At 70.3% G+C, this 16,665-nt stretch carries 11 protein-coding genes; 10 read left to right on the top strand and 1 reads right to left on the bottom strand.

Annotated elements, in window-relative coordinates:
• Window positions 1–162 precede the first annotated feature (162 nt).
• A complete protein-coding gene (locus VG899_14380; protein ID HWA67544.1) occupies window positions 163–942 on the top strand; it encodes a class E sortase in 780 nt (259 codons plus the stop codon).
• Window positions 942–2,288 carry a hypothetical protein gene (locus VG899_14375; protein HWA67543.1) on the top strand — a complete coding sequence of 449 codons (1,347 nt, stop codon included), beginning with the start codon at window positions 942–944 and terminating at the stop codon, window positions 2,286–2,288. The genes VG899_14380 and VG899_14375 overlap by 1 nt, the downstream gene beginning before the upstream one ends.
• Here VG899_14375 and VG899_14370 read toward each other — a convergent pair.
• Window positions 2,285–4,576 carry a DEAD/DEAH box helicase gene (locus VG899_14370; protein HWA67542.1) on the bottom strand — a complete coding sequence of 764 codons (2,292 nt, stop codon included), beginning with the start codon at window positions 4,574–4,576 and terminating at the stop codon, window positions 2,285–2,287. The genes VG899_14375 and VG899_14370 overlap by 4 nt on opposite strands.
• Window positions 4,577–4,740: 164 nt before the next feature.
• Here VG899_14370 and VG899_14365 point away from each other — a divergent pair, with 164 nt between their 5' ends.
• The 8 genes from VG899_14365 (at window position 4,741) to VG899_14330 (ending at window position 16,632) form a co-directional block, all read left to right on the top strand.
• Complete coding sequence (locus VG899_14365; GenBank protein ID HWA67541.1) at window positions 4,741–5,088, top strand: STAS domain-containing protein; 348 nt, start codon at window positions 4,741–4,743, stop codon at window positions 5,086–5,088.
• A 17-nt stretch (window positions 5,089–5,105) separates the two neighbouring features.
• Window positions 5,106–5,600, top strand: a complete 495-nt coding sequence (locus VG899_14360) for an ATP-binding protein (protein ID HWA67540.1) — start codon at window positions 5,106–5,108, stop codon at window positions 5,598–5,600.
• Between the two features lie 171 nt (window positions 5,601–5,771).
• A complete protein-coding gene (locus VG899_14355; GenBank protein HWA67539.1) occupies window positions 5,772–8,276 on the top strand; it encodes a sodium-translocating pyrophosphatase in 2,505 nt (834 codons plus the stop codon).
• A 69-nt stretch (window positions 8,277–8,345) separates the two neighbouring features.
• Window positions 8,346–8,921, top strand: coding sequence for a hypothetical protein (locus tag VG899_14350; protein ID HWA67538.1), 576 nt, complete (start codon window positions 8,346–8,348; stop codon window positions 8,919–8,921).
• 45 nt (window positions 8,922–8,966) lie between these two features.
• Window positions 8,967–11,747 (top strand): type I DNA topoisomerase, encoded by a 2,781-nt coding sequence (gene topA / locus VG899_14345; GenBank protein ID HWA67537.1) that lies wholly within the window; start codon window positions 8,967–8,969, stop codon window positions 11,745–11,747.
• A gap of 78 nt (window positions 11,748–11,825) precedes the next feature.
• Window positions 11,826–13,946 (top strand): dTMP kinase, encoded by a 2,121-nt coding sequence (gene tmk / locus VG899_14340; GenBank protein ID HWA67536.1) that lies wholly within the window; start codon window positions 11,826–11,828, stop codon window positions 13,944–13,946.
• Window positions 13,943–15,106, top strand: coding sequence for a DNA polymerase III subunit delta' (locus tag VG899_14335; protein HWA67535.1), 1,164 nt, complete (start codon window positions 13,943–13,945; stop codon window positions 15,104–15,106). Before tmk ends, VG899_14335 begins: the two co-directional genes overlap by 4 nt.
• Window positions 15,082–16,632, top strand: a complete 1,551-nt coding sequence (locus VG899_14330; protein HWA67534.1) for an alpha/beta hydrolase — start codon at window positions 15,082–15,084, stop codon at window positions 16,630–16,632. Before VG899_14335 ends, VG899_14330 begins: the two co-directional genes overlap by 25 nt.
• Window positions 16,633–16,665: the final 33 nt, after the last annotated feature.

Genomic DNA, 16,665 nt, shown 5'->3' with positions numbered 1-16,665 from the left:
GATTCCGCGCGGATCACCGGAAACTTGAGCGGAACGGATGAGGTGGACCCGACGTAACCTTGAGGACGCTGACTTCGTTGAACGAAACGGGCCCCGTAGTGAGGAACTGCCGGGCACGTACCGGCGTCCAACTCAACAACCGCTGTCCGGAGGCACCCCGTCATGTCGCACCCAGCACCGCAGGAACCGTCGTTCCTGCCGGGCTCGGCCGCGACCCAGGCACGTCCGGTCGGCGGCCTGATCGGCCTGGCGCTGCGCCGGCCCGGGGGGCGCAAGTCGGTCTCTGCGCTGACCGCTCTGCTCTGCGTCGGCGCGGTGTCGATCTTCGCCTTCCCGGCGGTGACCGACCTGATCGGCGCCCAGCGGCAGCGTCACGTGACGCTGGACCTGAACAGCACGAAGTTCAAAGACGAGTACCTGCAGGGCCAGGTGCCGACCGGGTCGGGTCTGACCCGGCTGGTGATCAACAACTCGCGGGTGCAGGTCAACGTGGTCGTCGTCGAAGGCACCTCCGAAGCCGCCCTCGAGGCCGGCGCCGGTCACTACCCGGAGACGCCCTATCCGTGCGCGCAGGGCAACGTCGGGATCGCGGGACACCGCACGACGTACGGGCGACCGTTCAACCGGCTCAACGACATGCATGAGGGCGACACCGTCACCCTCGACACCCCGATCGGCGACTGCGTCTATCAGGTGGTCGCCCCCTTCGACGGGCACGGCAACCCGTTCATCATCGAGCCGAACGACACCGAGGTCGTCAGCCAGGACGGCGACCTCGCGACCGGTCACTGGCTCACGTTGACGAGCTGCAACCCGCCGGGCTCGGCGGCTCAGCGCATCGTGCTGCGGCTGAAGATGATCAGCTCGACCGTCCAGGTCGCGCCGACGAATCCCAACGTCGGCCGGGGTGGCGGCCCGACCAGCGTGCAAGGGGGAACCTGATGAGCCGTTCCCGGAAGCTCGGCCGCGCACTCGCTTGCGCCGGCGTCGCGACGCTGGCGGTCATGGCGTTCGCGCCGGTGGCAGGCGCCGCCGCCGCCGACTCGATCACGGTCGCGGGCGGCAGCTCCTATACCTATACCGAGAACCAGTCGCCGTCGATCCAGGCGACCGCCCAGCCCGCCTGCCAGGTGCTCGGCCGGGCATCGACGGTCACGCTGACCATCGCAGGGCCGGGGGTGACGAACTCCACCCTGGTCAGCCACGCCGGGAGCTGCACGAAACCGGTGACGCTCAGTCCGTCGTCCTCGTCGGTCAACACCGCCCATCCCGCGTGGGACGGCGGCGCCACGCCTGCGGACAACGGCACCTACACGGTCACGCTCAACAACCAGGGCCGGACCCAGTCCGCGACGTTCGTCCTGCTGATTCCGCCGGCGAAGCCCAGCGGCTTCAGCGCGCAGTCGGCCGGAGGCACCTACGCGACGTTCTCCTGGTCGCCGAACCCCGAAGCCGACATCACCGGCTACGAGGTCATGAACTCGGCGGGTGAGATCCTCACGTCGCCGACCAACCCGTGCTCGGCGGGTACCTGCCTCGCCGGTCCGGTCGACGTCGGAGAGTCCGCGGCGGGCAAGACCGAGAAGTTCTCGCTGGTCGCCATTCGCTCGTGCGGTGACGCCGCGTGCAACGGCGGGCAGCTCACCAGCACGTCGTCGGACACCGCTGAGGTGACCTTCCCCGCCCCGCCGACACCGACGCCGTCGCCGTCGAAGAGCCACAGCGGTGGCGGCAAGTCCAGTGGCGGTGCGGCCGGCGGCGCCGCCGGCGGAAGCTCGAGCAGCGGTTCCGGCGCGGGCGGCACCAGCGGGTCCGGGACGTCAGGCTCGGCGACCAACGGCGGCGGTGCCATCACGCTGCACGGCGACGGCAGCTCGGTCGATCTCGGCCAGACGAACGGCAGCGGCGACGTCAACAACGCGCTGCCGCCGGCCGCCGGTGGCGACGGGTCGCTGACGCTGCACGCGCCGTCGCTGCCCGGCGTGAAGACCACGACGCTCGGGTCCGACGGCAAGGTCGGCAAGATCCACTACCCGGCGCCGGTCCTCGCCAAGAAGGACTCGTCGCAGAGCATCGCGCACGATCTCAAGAGCGGGTTGAGCCTGCCGCCGCTGTGGCGCGGCATCGCGGCTGCGGCCGTGCTGATCCTGATCGCGGTCCACTTGCGGGCGTGGGTCTCGCGCACCGACGGGTTCTACGACGAGCCCGGCGCCCGGCCGCTCGCCCGGTCGGCGGCGCCCGCGAGGACGGCGACGGTCGACCGGCCGTACGTCGAGCGGACCTTCTAGTCCCAGCAGGCGGCGACCACCGCCGACAGCAGGCGCACCGCACCGGCTTTGTCCAGCGGCTCGTTGCCGTTGCCGCACTTCGGCGACTGCACGCACGAGGGGCACCCCGCGGCGCACTCGCAGGAGCTGATCGCGTCCCGGGTCGCGGTCAGCCAGAGCTGCGCCTGCTCGTAGGCGCGCTCGGCGAACCCCGCACCGCCCGCGTGCCCGTCGTAGACGAACACGGTCGGCGCGCCGGTGTCCGGGTGGTGCGCAGTGGACAGCCCTCCGACGTCCCAGCGGTCGCAGGTGGCGACCAGGGGAAGCAACCCGATCGACGCGTGCTCCGCGGCGTGAGCGGCGCCCGGCAGTGTCGCCGCGTCGAGGTCGGCCGCCGCGAGGATCGTGTCGTCGACGGTCCACCACGCGGCCTGCGTCCGCAGGTCTCGTGGCGGCAGGGCGAGCGGCTCCTCGCCGAGCACCTCGCCCGACCCGAGCCGGCGCCGCAGGAAGGACACCACCTGACTGGTCACGTCGACCGTGCCGAGATGCAGCGTCACGCCGCGAAACCGGGTAGCGACGCGGGAGTCGACGATCTGGACGTTCGTGACGTCGCGCGCATGGGTGGTCCAGTCCGGGTTCGACGGCTCGACGAGCGCGATCGACTCGTCGAGATCGAGCTCGCGGACCGTGTACGTCGCCCCCTGGTGCAGATAGACCGCGCCCGGATGAACCATCACGTGAGACGTCGCGGCGTCGACGGTGCCCAGCAGCCGCCCGGTGGCCGCTTCGCAGATCCGGACCGGTGCGCCGCCGGTGCCTCGCAGGTCGGCGAGATCGGTCGCGCGCTCACGCGCGGTCCAGTACCAGCCGGTGGGGCGCCGTCGCAGCAGGCCGTCGGCGACCAGCGCGTCGAGGACCGCCGGCGCGGCGGGGCCGAACGACGGCAGGTCGCCCTCGGAGAGCGGGAGCTCGGCGGCGGCGGCGGCGAGATGCGGAGCCAGCACATGCGGGTTGTCCGGGTCCAGCACCGCGGCCTCGACGGCCCGGCCGAACACGGCCGCCGGATGATGGACCAGATAGGTGTCGAGCGGGTCGTCGCGCGCGATCAGCACGGCGAGCGCGTCGCGCCCGTCGCGGCCGGCCCGCCCCGCCTGCTGCCACAGGGACGCGTGGGTGCCCGGCCAGCCCGCGATCAGCACCGCGTCCAGGCCGCTGATGTCCACCCCGAGCTCGAGGGCGTTGGTGCTGGCCAAGCCGAGCAAGGCACCGTCGTGCAGCGCCCGTTCGAGGTCGCGCCGGTCCTCGGCGAGGTAGCCCGCCCGGTAGGCGGCCACTCGCTCGACCAGCTCCGGGACCGACTCCTCGAGCGCTCGCCGGGCGCCCAGCGACACGGACTCGGCGGCGCGCCGGGACCGGACGAACGCGACGGTTCGCGCGCCGCCTGCCACCAGGTCCGCGAGCAACGTTGCCGCCTCCGTGGTGGCAGGGCGGCGTACCGGCGCGCCGTTCTCCCCTTTTCCTTCGGTGAGTGGGGGTTCCCAGAGCGCGATCTCGATGCGACCGCGCGGTGAGCCGTCGTCGGTCACCTCCACCGCCGAGCAGCCGGCCAGCCGCCTCGCAGTAGTGGCGGGATCACTCACGGTGGCGGAGGCGAGGATGAAGACCGGGTCGGCGCCGTAGTGGTTGGCGAGGCGGCGGAGTCTGCGCAGAACGAGCGCGACGTGCGACCCGAAGACGCCGCGGTAGTGGTGGCACTCGTCGACCACGACGAACCGGAGCCGTCGCAATGTCGACGCCCAACGGGTGTGAGCCGGCAGCAGGCCGTGGTGCAGCATGTCGGGATTGGTGAGTACGACGTCGGCATGGCGACGTACCCAGTCGCGGTCCTCCATCGCCGTGTCACCGTCGTAGGTCGCCGCCCGCACCCGGTCGAGCCCGAGTCCGGCGATGGCGCGCAGCTGGTCTGCCGCGAGCGCCTTGGTCGGGGCGAGGTAGATCGTGGAGCCGGCGTTCGTGGCGGCGGCCGTCAGGGCGGGCAGCAGGTAGCACAGCGACTTGCCTGAGGCGGTGCCGGTGGAGACCACGACCGACTCGCCGGTCCAGGCCAAGTCCGCTGTCGTGGCCTGGTGGGTCCACGGCGAGGTGACGCCGCCTTCCTGCAGGGCGGTGCGAAGGTCTCGGTCGACCCACTCGGGCCACGGGGCGTGGGCTGCCGCCCGGGCGGGCACCTGCTCGATGTGCGTGACGCGGTCGCGCCGGGCGAACGCCGAAGGGGTGGACGCCGGCGGGCTGCCGGGGGGCAGCAGCAAATCCAGCGGTCGCACCACGTTCAGCGAGTCTGCCAGCGGGGTATGACGTCGGCGCGAGCCGCGGGGGACGACCACGGCAGCCCTGACCGCGTAAGGCGCGAGGTGATGGTTGGATGGTGGTGCACTGGAAGTTGCACCGTGATGGGCCGCTGGAGGCTGACGTGGATCCCGACCTTTCGGTATCGGTTCGAACGGAAGGGGAGCGCACCGTCGTCGCCGTCAGTGGCGAGATCGACGTGTACACCGCACCCAAGTTGCGCGAGCATCTGATCGATCTCGTCTCGAGCGGTCAGTACAAGCTGATTGTCGACCTCGAGGCGGTCGACTTTCTCGACTCGACCGGCCTCGGTGTCCTCGTGGGCGGGCTGAAGCGGGTGCGGACTCATGACGGCTCGCTCGACCTCGTGTGCAGTCAGGACCGGATCCTCAAGATCTTCCGAATCACCGGGCTGACCAAGGTGTTCGCGATCCACGCGAGCATCGACGAGGCGCTCGCGACCGCTTCGTAGGCAGCGGGTACGCCGCAATGGCGAGCATCGAGCTGCGGTTCTCGCCGTTGACGGCTCACGTGCGCACCGCGCGGCTCATCGCGCTGGCAGTGGCTCGGCGGGCCCGGCTCGGCGAGGATCTGCTGGACGAAGTCCGTCTGGCGGTGGGTGAGACCTGCTCGCGGGCGGTGAGCGTGCACCTCGCGAAGGGCTACACCGAGCCGGTTCGGCTGCGCTTCACCGACGACCACAGCCACTTCACCATCGAGGTCATCAATCACGGCACGCTCGCCGACGACCCGACCCAGTCGATGGATTTGGTTGCTGCGTCGAGTCGGGCGCTCGCGGACGACGCGGCCGCGCCGCGCGGCCGCGAATGGGACTCGCTGCCACCCGGTTTCGGCCTCGCGGTGGTGAGCGGCCTCGTCGAGGAGTTGCTGGTCACCACCGACGGCAATCAGACCACGGTGCAGATGCGCTGGCCGGTGGTCTCGGCCGGCGCCCACGCGCTCGGCCAGCTCAGCGCGTCGTAGCGACGCGGTCCCGCGCGCTCTGACGCCCTTTCAGGCGCAGGCGGGGCGGTGGACACTTCACGCCAAACTGCCTACTAGAATCTGCGCGCTACACCCGCGCGTCCATGTCCTACGCCGTTGGCGTGCCGGGTCGGATGCCTCACGCCAATGTCGTCGATTCGAAGGACGCTGATGTCGCCCTCCGCCCTCGTACCCCGGGCTGCCCTCCACACCGCGGTCACTGCCAACAGCGCCGCGCTGTCCCACAAGGACCTCGAGCTCGTCGCGATCGTCGGCGCCGTCGCCCTCATCGCCCTCGTCGTGTCGGCGATCTTCGCTCGCGAGGTGCTCGCCTTCGACCAGGGCACGCCGCGAATGCAGGAGATCTCCAAGGCCGTCCAGGAGGGCGCCGGCGCCTACCTGAGCCGTCAGTTCAAGACCCTGGCGCCGTTCGCGGTCATCATCTTCGGCCTGCTGTTCATCCTTCCGGCGGACACCACGGGGGCGAAGGTCGGCCGGTCGGTGTTCTTCCTCGTGGGCGCGGCGTTCTCCGCTTTCGTCGGATTCGCCGGCATGACGCTTGCGACCCGCGCGAACGTGCGTACGGCGGCCGCCGCGCAGCAGTCGGGTGCGAAGCGGGCCACCCGCGTCGCGTTCCGGTCCGGTGGCACGGTGGGCATGCTGACCGTCGGGCTGGGTCTGCTCGGCGCCAGCGTCGTGACTTTGATCTTCAAGGTCCACGCCCCGCAGGTGCTCGAAGGATTCGGCTTCGGCGCCGCTCTGCTGGCCATGTTCATGCGTGTCGGCGGCGGCATCTTCACGAAGGCCGCCGACGTCGGCGCAGACCTCGTCGGCAAGGTCGAGCAGGGCATCCCGGAGGACGACCCGCGCAACGCGGCGACCATCGCGGACAACGTGGGCGACAACGTCGGCGACTGCGCCGGCATGGCGGCCGACCTCTTCGAGTCCTACGCCGTGACCCTCGTCGCGTCGCTCCTGCTCGGTCAGGTCGCGTTTGGTCGCGACGGCCTGGTCTTCCCGCTGCTCATCCCCGCGATCGGTGTCCTCACCGCGATCATCGGTGTCCTGGTGACGGCGCCGCGCGACGGCGACCGCACCGGACTGACCGCGATCAACCGGGGGTTCTTCATCTCGGCGTTCGTCTCGGCCGTGCTCGTCGCGATCGTGACGTTCATCTTCCTGCCGTCGTCGTACGCGAAGTTCGGTGTCCACGGCGGTCAGGCGCAGGTTGCGGCCCTGAGCGGCAACCCGCGGGTGATGGCGTTCCTCGCCGTCCTCGTCGGCCTCGTGCTGGCCAGCGCGATCCAGGTGATGACCGGCTACTTCACCGAGGTCGACCGCAAGCCGGTCCAGGAGATCGGCAAGGCGTCGCTGACCGGTCCGGCGACGGTCATCCTCGGCGGCATCTCGATCGGGCTCGAGTCGGCCGTCTACTCCGCGATCCTCATCGGCGCGGCGGTGTACGTCGCGTTCCTGCTCGGCCACGGCGTGGTGGTGCTCTCGCTGTTCGCGGTTGCACTCGCCGGCACCGGCCTGCTGACCACGGTCGGCGTCATCGTCGCGATGGACACCTTCGGTCCGATCTCGGACAACGCGCAGGGCGTGGCGGAGATGTCCGGAGAGATCAGCGAGGACGGCGCCGTGGTGCTCACCGCACTCGACGCGGTCGGCAACACGACCAAGGCGATCACCAAGGGCATCGCGATCGCGACCGCCGTGCTCGCGGCAACTGCGCTGTTCGGCTCGTTCGCGACCGCGGTCGGTGGTGACGGCAGCGTCGGCATCACGCTCAACGTCGCGAAGCCGAACGTGCTGTTCGGTCTGATCATCGGCGCCTCGGTCGTGTTCCTCTTCTCCGGGCTCGCGATCAGCGCCGTGGCACGCGCCGCCGGCCGGGTCGTCATCGAGGTGCGCGACCAGTTCCGCAACAACCCGGGCCTGATGGACGGTTCGGTCCGCCCGGACTATGCCCGCGTGGTCGACATCTGCACGCGCGACTCGCTGCGCGAGCTCGCGACGCCGGGTCTGCTCGCGGTCCTCGCCCCGATCGCCACCGGCTTCTGGCTCGGCTACGAGCCGCTCGGCGCCTACCTCGCCGGCGCGATCGCAGCCGGTGTGCTCATGGCGATCTTCCTGGCCAACTCCGGTGGTGCCTGGGACAACGCCAAGAAGCTGGTCGAGGACGGCAACCACGGTGGCAAGGGATCCGAAGCGCACGCCGCAACGGTCATCGGTGACACCGTCGGGGACCCGTTCAAGGACACCGCCGGTCCGGCGCTCAACCCGCTGATCAAGGTGATGAACCTCGTCGCGCTGCTGATCGCTCCGACTGTCGTGAAGTACGGCGTGCACGGCCCGCACCAGAACACCGCGGTTCGCGTCGTCGTCGGCGTCATCGCGGTCGGCTTCATCGTCGGCGCGGTGTTCATCAGCAAGCGTCGGGTCGTCGACATGGCCGGCGGGTCGGCGTCGTCGGGTGGCTCGGCTCCTGCGGCTGCGGTCGCTGCGGCCGAGCAGGAGATGTCCGCACCCGTCACCGTCGTGAACGCGCCTGCGGCCCCCGCGAAGCGGGCGCCTGCCAAGCGCGCTCCCGCCAAGCGGGCGGCGCCGGCGAAGAAGACAGTCGCCAAGAAGTCAGTCGCGAAGAAGGCAGTCGCCAAGAAGACGGCGCGCTGATCCTGCGTCGAGCCGAAAGGGCGCCCCGTCCGGGGCGCCCTTTCGGCTTTTGCGGGCATCATCGATGAGATGAGCCAGCTCTCGCTGTTCGGCGCCATGGCGCGTGAGCCTGCGCTGGTCGACATCGAGGGTCTGCTCGCCGGCAACGGTCAAGTGGTCCGCCGCGGTGATGCGGCACGCGTTTCCGTCGTTGTCGCGGAGGACTGGCGGGTCGGCGCGCTCGCCGCAGAGATGCATACCTCGCTGCGGCTCGAGGCCGAAGTCGGACCGGCAGAGACCGGCACGACCGTCGGTACGCCGTGGCTTTCCGAGCTGCGCGAGACTGCGGACGCGTGGTGTCGCGGCGCTGTGAAGTGCCCCCCGCCGGGGTGGGTCCTGGACGGGTCGCGGCTGCGCTGGTGGTGTCTTGCTTCAGGCTGGTCGGCGAGCGGCATGTATAGCCTTGCGCTCGGTGCGAACGACGAACATGGCTGGCTCGCAGTCGGGTCTGCCCTGTCCGCCGTCGGAGTTCCCGGCGTACTCGTCGGGCCGCGGGCCGACGGTCCGGCGTACCGGATCGTGGGCCGGCGACGGCTCGCGAGGCTTGTCGAGCTGATCGGTGACCGGCCGGACGGCGTCCCGCCGGACGCTTGGCCGCAGCCTTGACGACGACGGCAGAACCCCATATCCGACCAACGAGGAGACCTGCGCGTGGCGAGCGACACTGACGACCTGGAGGCCGGCGGCGCCGGCTCCGACGGCCGTCGGCGGCTGGTCATCGTCGAGTCCCCCGCGAAGGCGAAGACCATCGCGGGCTACCTCGGAGACGGCTACGTCGTCGAGTCCTCGATCGGTCACATCCGCGACCTGCCCGGTGGCGCATCGGAGATGCCCGCCGAGCGCAAGCACCTGTGGGCGACTTACGGGATCGACGTCGACCACGACTTCGAGCCGGTCTACGTCGTCAACGCCGACAAGAAGCAGCAGGTTGCGAAGCTGAAGGCGGCCCTCAAGACCGTCGACGAGCTCTACCTCGCCACAGATGAGGACCGTGAGGGCGAGGCGATCGCCTGGCATCTGCAGGAGGTCCTCAAGCCGCGGGTGCCGGTACGCCGGATGGTGTTCCACGAGATCACTCGTGACGCGATCCGCGAGGCGGTGGCGAACCCCCGAGAGATCAACCGGTCGCTGGTCGACGCGCAGGAGACCCGCCGCATCGTCGACCGCCTGTACGGCTACGGCGTCTCACCCGTGCTGTGGAAGAAGGTCATGCCGCGGCTGTCGGCCGGGCGGGTGCAGTCCGTCGCGACCCGATTGTTGGTCGAGCGGGAGCGGGCCAGGATCCGGTTCCGGTCCGCCGACTACTGGGATCTCGAAGGGACCTTCGACACCGGCGTGGCGCCGGCCGCGCCCGGCGACCCGACGCAGTTCGACGCGACGCTGGTCTCGATCGACGGGCGGCGGCTCGCGACCGGCGCCAGCTTCGACGAGTCCGGACAGCTGACCAAGTCCGACGTCGTCCACCTCGACGAGGACGCCGCGGTCTCGCTGGCCGGCCGGCTCGCCGACACCGCTTTCACCGTCCGGTCGGTGGAGGAGAAGCCGTATCGGCGGCGTCCGGCCGCCCCGTTCATGACGAGCACGCTGCAGCAGGAGGGCAGCCGCAAGCTGCGGCTCACCGCCCGGCTCGTGATGTCGCTGGCGCAGCGGCTCTACGAGAACGGCTACATCACCTACATGCGCACCGACTCGACGAGCCTGTCGCAGACGGCGCTCAACGCCGCCCGCGCCCAAGCCCGTGAGCTGTACGGCGCGGACTACGTGCCCGAGCAGCCGCGTACCTATGACCGCAAGGTGAAGAACGCGCAAGAGGCGCACGAGGCGATCCGCCCGGCGGGAGAGAGCTTCCGCACTCCCGCGCAGGTGCGCGGTGAGCTCAGCAACGACGAGTTCCGGCTCTACGAGCTGATCTGGCAGCGCACCGTTGCTTCGCAGATGGCGGACGCGGTCGGCCGCTCGGTGACGGTGCGAGTCGGCGGAACTGCCGCCGCGGCCTCCGGCGCGCCCGCCGGCGAAGACGTCGAGTTCTCCGCGAGCGGCACGATCATCACCTTCCCGGGCTTCATGCGCGCCTACGTCGAGGAGGTCGACGACGACGCCGCGGGCGAGGCCGGCGACCGGGAGCGCCGGCTGCCGCAGGTCGCGCAGTCGCAGTCACTGACCGCGACGGCGATCGAGCCCAAGGGCCACGCCACCTCACCCCCCGCGCGCTACACCGAAGCCAGCCTGGTGAAAGCGCTGGAGGACCTCGGCATCGGGCGGCCGTCGACGTACGCGTCGATCCTCGGGACGATCCAGGACCGCGGTTACGTCTTCAAGCGCGGCACCGCGCTCGTCCCCTCCTTCACCGCGTTCGCCGTGATCGGTCTGCTCGAGCAGCACTTCACGCGGCTCGTGGACTACGGCTTCACCGCCTCGATGGAGGACGACCTCGACGGCATTGCCAGCGGCGAGACCCGGTCGGCCGAGTGGCTGACGCGGTTCTACTTCGGTGAGAACGCGAGCGCCACCGGAGAGCTGGACCCGAACGGGCTCAAACAGCTGGTGACGGACCGGCTCGGCGAGATCGACGCGCGGGAGGTCAACTCGCTGCCGATCGGCGTGGCGGAAGACGGTGAGCAGGTGGTTGCCCGCGTCGGCCGCTACGGGCCGTACGTGCAGAAGGGTGACCTGCGAGCGAGCATCCCCGACGACCTGCCGCCCGACGAGCTGACCGTCGAGCGCGCGATCGCACTGCTCAACAAGACCAGCGACGAGCGGTTGCTCGGCCAGCATCCGGACACCCACGAGCCGATCCTGGTCCGCAGCGGCCGCTACGGCCCGTACGTCACGACGCAGCCGCTCGACGGCGGCGAGGTCAAGACCGCGTCGCTGTTCAAGGACATGGACATCGAGTCCGTGACGCTCGCCGACGCGGTGCGCCTGCTCTCGCTCCCACGCGTGCTCGGCAGCGACCCGGCGTCGGGCGAGCCGATCGAGGCACTCAACGGTCGCTACGGGCCGTATGTGAAGAAGGGCTCCGACTCTCGCTCGCTCGAGTCCGAGGCGGCGTTGTTCACCGTCACCCTCGATGACGCGCTGGCGCTGTTCGCCCAGCCGAAGCTGCGCGGCCGTCGGGCCGCCGCGCCGCCGCTCAAAGAGCTCGGCAACGACCCGTCGAGCGGCAAACCGATGGTCGTGCGCGAAGGCCGGTTCGGGATGTACGTCACCGACGGGGAGACCAACGCCTCGCTGCGCAAGGGTGACACGGTCGAGGCGCTCACCCCCGAGCGGGCTGCCGAGCTGCTCGCCGAGCGGCGCGCCGCTGCGCCGGCGAAGAAGACCGCCAAGCGTGCCCCCGCAAAGCGGACGGCCGCCAAGAAGACGGCCGCCAAGCGAACCACGGCCAAGAAGGCACCCGCGAAGAAGACGGCGAAGAAAACGGCGCAGTAACGACCGGCATCAAGATTGCGTTCGGGTGCTTTTCGACTCGCGCTGACGGGCCCGCTCGCTCGATAGCGTGTAGGGGCCATGCCTCGCCCACGTCGGTTGTTCCGCAACGGGGCGCACATGCACGACCTCAACGAGGTCGTCGCCGCTCCGCCGCGAGAGAACGAGCTGCGCGCGGTCCTCGGCATCAAGTCGTTTCGCCGGTTGTGGATCTCGCTGTCGCTGTCGAGCCTCGGTGACTGGCTGGGGTTCCTTGCCACCACGTCGCTGGCCTACCACCTGTCGACGTCGTACTCGGCCCGGCTCTACTCGATCGCTGGTGTGCTGTTCGTGCGGCTGCTGCCGGCGTTGCTCATCGGCCCGATCGCCGGTGCGTGGGCGGACCGGTTCAACCGGCGTACGACGATGGTCGTCACGGACCTGGTCCGGTTCGGGCTGTTCCTGTCGATCCCGCTCTACCTGTCGCTGTGGTGGCTGCTCGTCGCGACGTTCCTGATCGAGTGCAACAGCCTGTTCTGGATCCCGGCCAAGGAAGCCTCGATTCCGAACCTGGTGCCGCGGGAGCGGCTCGAGACCGCCAACCAGCTCAGCCTCGTGACGACGTACGGGTTCGGGGCCATCGCTGCGGCGCTGTTCGCGGCGCTCTCCTTCGTCAACCGGGTGCTCGCCGACAAGTTCCACTGGTTCCGCACCAACCCCACCAACCTCTCGCTCTACATCGACGCGCTGACCTTCCTGGTGTCGGCGATCACGATCCTGAACCTCTCCGAGATCGCCGGCTCGCGAGCCGGCACCGTCATCAACCGTGAGCACGGCGAGCAGGTCGGGCTGTGGCGCTCGATCACCGAAGGCATCGAGTTCCTCGGCGCCCAACGCTGGCTCAAAGGGCTGATCCTCGGCATCTGCGGGGCGACCGGCGCCGGCGCGGCGGTCATCGGGCTCTCGCAGGCGTTCGCGGTCGACCTCAAGGGCGGTGAGGCGGCGTACGGCACGTTGTTCGGCACCGTCTTCGTCGGTCTGGCCGGCGGGATGTTCCTCGGCCCGAAGGTCGCCGGCGGCCTGTCGCGACGGCGCCTGGTGGGGCTCGCGATCGTGTGCAGCGGTGTGACGTTGTCGATCCTGGCGATCGTCCCGAACCTCGCGCTGGCGATCCTCGCGACCGCCGTTCTCGGGTTCTGGGCCGGCATGGTCTGGGTCGTCTCGCTGACCCTGGTCGGTCAGGAGGTCAGCGACGAGCTGCGGGGACGCACCTTCGCCTACATCTACAACCTGATGCGGCTCGTGCTGCTCGCGATGGTTGCGGCGGCGCCGGCCATCGCGGGGCGCATCGGCCCGCACTCGGTGCACGTGTCCGACGCGCGCATCCGCCTCGACGGAGTGACGGTCACGCTGTTCGCGGCCGGGCTGCTCGCGATCCTGCTCGGCACGGTCTGCTACCGGCTGATGGACGATCGGCCGGAGATCCCGTTGCGCGCCGACCTGATCGCCGTCCTGCGCCGGCACAACCCACAGCTCGGTCGCGGGACGAACGGCGGACTGTTCATCGCGTTCGAAGGCGGCGAAGGCGCCGGGAAATCCACACAGGTGCAGCTGCTCGCCGCCGAGCTGCGCGAGGCGGGGTACGAAGTCGTCGTGACCTTCGAACCGGGCGCGACGCCGATCGGTGCGAAGCTGCGCCAAGTCCTGCTCGCCCGGGAGTCTGCCGAGCTCAGCGCGGTCGCCGAGGTCTTGCTCTATGCCGCGGATCGCGCCCAGCACGTCAGCGAGGTGGTGCGACCGGCACTCGAACGCGGCGCGGTCGTGATCAGCGACCGTTACGTCGACTCGACGCTTGCCTACCAGGGCGCCGGCCGTTCGCTGCCGGACAGCGAGGTGCGCCGGTTGTCGGCGTGGGCAACCGACGGGTTGCTTCCGGATCTCACGGTCGTCCTGGACATCGCGCCCGAGGTCGGGCTTCGGCGCCGAGGCGGGCCGGGGGACCGGCTCGAGGACGAAAGCGTCGAGTTCCACCGCCGGGTGAGGGCGATGTTTTTGCAGCTGGCCGCTCATGGCCGCGCGCGCTACCTGGTCCTCGACGCGGGGGGCGCCCCCGATCGCATCCACGCCGCCGTCAGCAAGCGGGTCGCCGTCCTGCGGCCGAAGCTCGCCGCGACGTCGCGGCTGAAGGCCCCGCGGAGCAGCGCGTCGGCGGTGGGCAAGTGAGCGTCTTCGACCGGCTCGTCGGCCAGAGCCGGGTCGTCGAACAGCTGCAGGCCGCAACGGCGGCAGCCCGCGCGGTGCTCGCCGGCGAGGACGGCGCGGGCATGACGCACGCCTGGCTGTTCACCGGGCCGCCCGGGTCGGGACGCTCCGTCGCAGCGCGCGCCTTCGGCGCCGCCTTGCAGTGCCCCGACGGCGGGTGCGGCGAGTGTCACCAGTGCCGCACGACGATGGCCGGCAGCCACGCCGACGTGCGGATCGTGACCCCGGCCGGTCTGTCGTACGGCGTTGCGGAGACCCGTGAGCTCGTGACCCGTTCGGCGATGGCGCCGAGCCGGGGACGTTGGCAGGTCACCGTCGTCGAGGATGCAGACCGGTTCACCGAGCAAGCTCTCAACGCGTTGCTCAAGGCCCTCGAGGAGCCGCCCCCGCGCGGAGTGTGGTTGCTGTGCGCGCCCTCGGCCGACGACCTGCTGCCGACGATCCGGTCACGATGCCGGATCGTCACGTTGCGTGTCCCGCCCTACGCCGCGGTTGCGGAGCATCTGCGGTCGGAGGGCATCGCTGCCGAGGACGCCGAACACGCTGCCCGTGCCGCGCAAGGGCACATCGGCCGGGCGCGTCGCCTCGCCACCGACCGGGAGGCGGCCAGCCATCGGCGTGAGGTGCTCACCGTGCCTACCCGGGTCGCGACGGTCGGGGGCTGCTTCGCCGCCGCAGCCGCGCTCGTCGATGCGGCGAAGGCCGAGGCCGCCGCGGTGAGCGCACGGCTCGACGAGGACGAGAAGGCCGCGCTGCGCGAGTCCTACGGTGACACCGGCGAACGCGGCATGCCGAAACCGCGCGGCGTCGCCGGCGCGCTGTCGGATCTGGAGAAACGGCAGAAGTCACGCGCGACGCGTACCCAACGTGACGTGCTCGATCGAGCGCTCGTGGACCTGGCGGCGTTCTATCGCGACGTTCTCGCCCACCAGCTCGGCGCGCCGGTGGAGCTGATCAACACCGACCTGAGCGCGACGGTCCGCGAGCTTGCCGAGGCGTCCAGGCCGGAGGCGACGCTGCGCCGGATCGAGGCGGTCCTCGCCGCGCGCGAAGCGATCGACGCGAACGTCGCCCCGATGCTCGCCGTCGAGGCAATGTGCGTGTCCTTGCGGACCGGCTGACCGAGGAGACCGCCATCCCCAGACTCGCCTGCGTTCTTCTCGCCACCCTCACCGCGGTCACCGCGGTCGCCGGGTGCACGTCGACGAGCTCCGCGCCGCTGGTGCAACCGGCGCGATCGTCGAGCAGCGGGGCAAGCACCCCGGCGGCACTCGCGCCGTTCTACGACCAGAAGCTGATCTGGCACGGCTGTGCCGACGGGCTGCGCTGCACCAAGCTGACGGTCCCGCTGGACTACCGCAGACCAGCCGGGCGCACGCTGCGGATCGCGGTGATCGAGGAGAAGTCCAGCGGCACGCCGCAGGGATCGCTGATCGTCAACCCTGGCGGCCCGGGTGCGTCCGGCGTGCAGTTCGTCGAGGAGGCCGGCGACCTGTTCAAGCCACTCATGAGCCATCTCGATCTGGTGTCGTTCGATCCGCGCGGCGTCGGCGCCTCCGATCCGGTCCGCTGCCTGACCGGACCTCAGCTCGACGCCTACGTCAACCTCGACCCGGACCCCACGACCGCGGCGCAGCGGGCGGCGACGATCCGGCAGAGTCGTGAGTTCGCGGACGCCTGCTACGCGAAGAACGGGGACTACCTCGAGCACGTCGGCACCATCGACGAGGCACGGGACATGGACGTCCTGCGCGCTGCGCTCGGCGACGCGAAGCTGACCTACTACGGCGCGTCGTACGGAACGTATCTGGGCGCGAAATACGCACAGCTGTTCCCGACCCACATCCGGGCGATGGTCCTCGACGGCGCACTCGACCCGGCCGAGTCCGCCACCGCCTCGAACCTGGTGCAGGCGAAGGGGTTCGAAACCGACCTGGACGACTTCTTGGCGTACTGCGTCGGCCAGGGCAAGTGTCCGTTCGGGTCGAGCGAATCGGCAGCGATGGGCTGGATCGACGACCTGATCGCCCGGCTCACCGCTCACCCGCTGACCTCGGACGGCCGCCTCGTCGGCGCGGGCGAACTGTTCGAGGGGCTGGCGGCAGGGCTGTATTCCACCTCGGACTGGCCGCAGCTCATCGACATGCTCACCGCCGCGAACAGCGGTAACGGGGCCGGCGTCCTGCTGTTTGCCGATTCGCTGACCGGGCGCAACAGCAACGGCACCTACAGCAACCTGATCGAGTCGAACCTCGCCATCAACTGCATCGACCGTCCCTCGCCGACGTCGGTCTCGGCGTACGAACGGGCCGCCGCGAAGTTCGAGAAGGTCGCACCGCACTTCGGAGCGGCGATCGAGTACGGCTCGCTGCCGTGCGCGTTCTGGAAGGTGCCGCCGGTCGAGAAGCCGCACCCCGTCCACGCTGTCGGTGCACCGCCGATCCTGGTCATCGGCACGACCCGCGACCCGGCCACGCCGCTCGTGTGGGCGAAGGCCTTGGCTGCGCAACTGTCTTCCGGCGTGCTGCTCACCCACGACGGTGACGGTCACACCGCCTACGTCGACAAGGACTCCTGTGTCGACTCAGTAGTGGCGAAGTACGTCCTGGATCTGGTGCCACCCAAGCCGGGCACGGTCTGCAAGTAGGCCTCGCTCGATCCTCTAGACTCTTGCGGGTCG

Source organism: Mycobacteriales bacterium (genome assembly GCA_035550055.1).
Classification (GTDB): domain Bacteria; phylum Actinomycetota; class Actinomycetes; order JAFAQI01; family JAFAQI01; genus DASZTV01.
The sequence above is the reverse complement of the archived record's forward strand: the minus strand, read 5'-3'. Positions and strand labels throughout refer to the sequence as shown.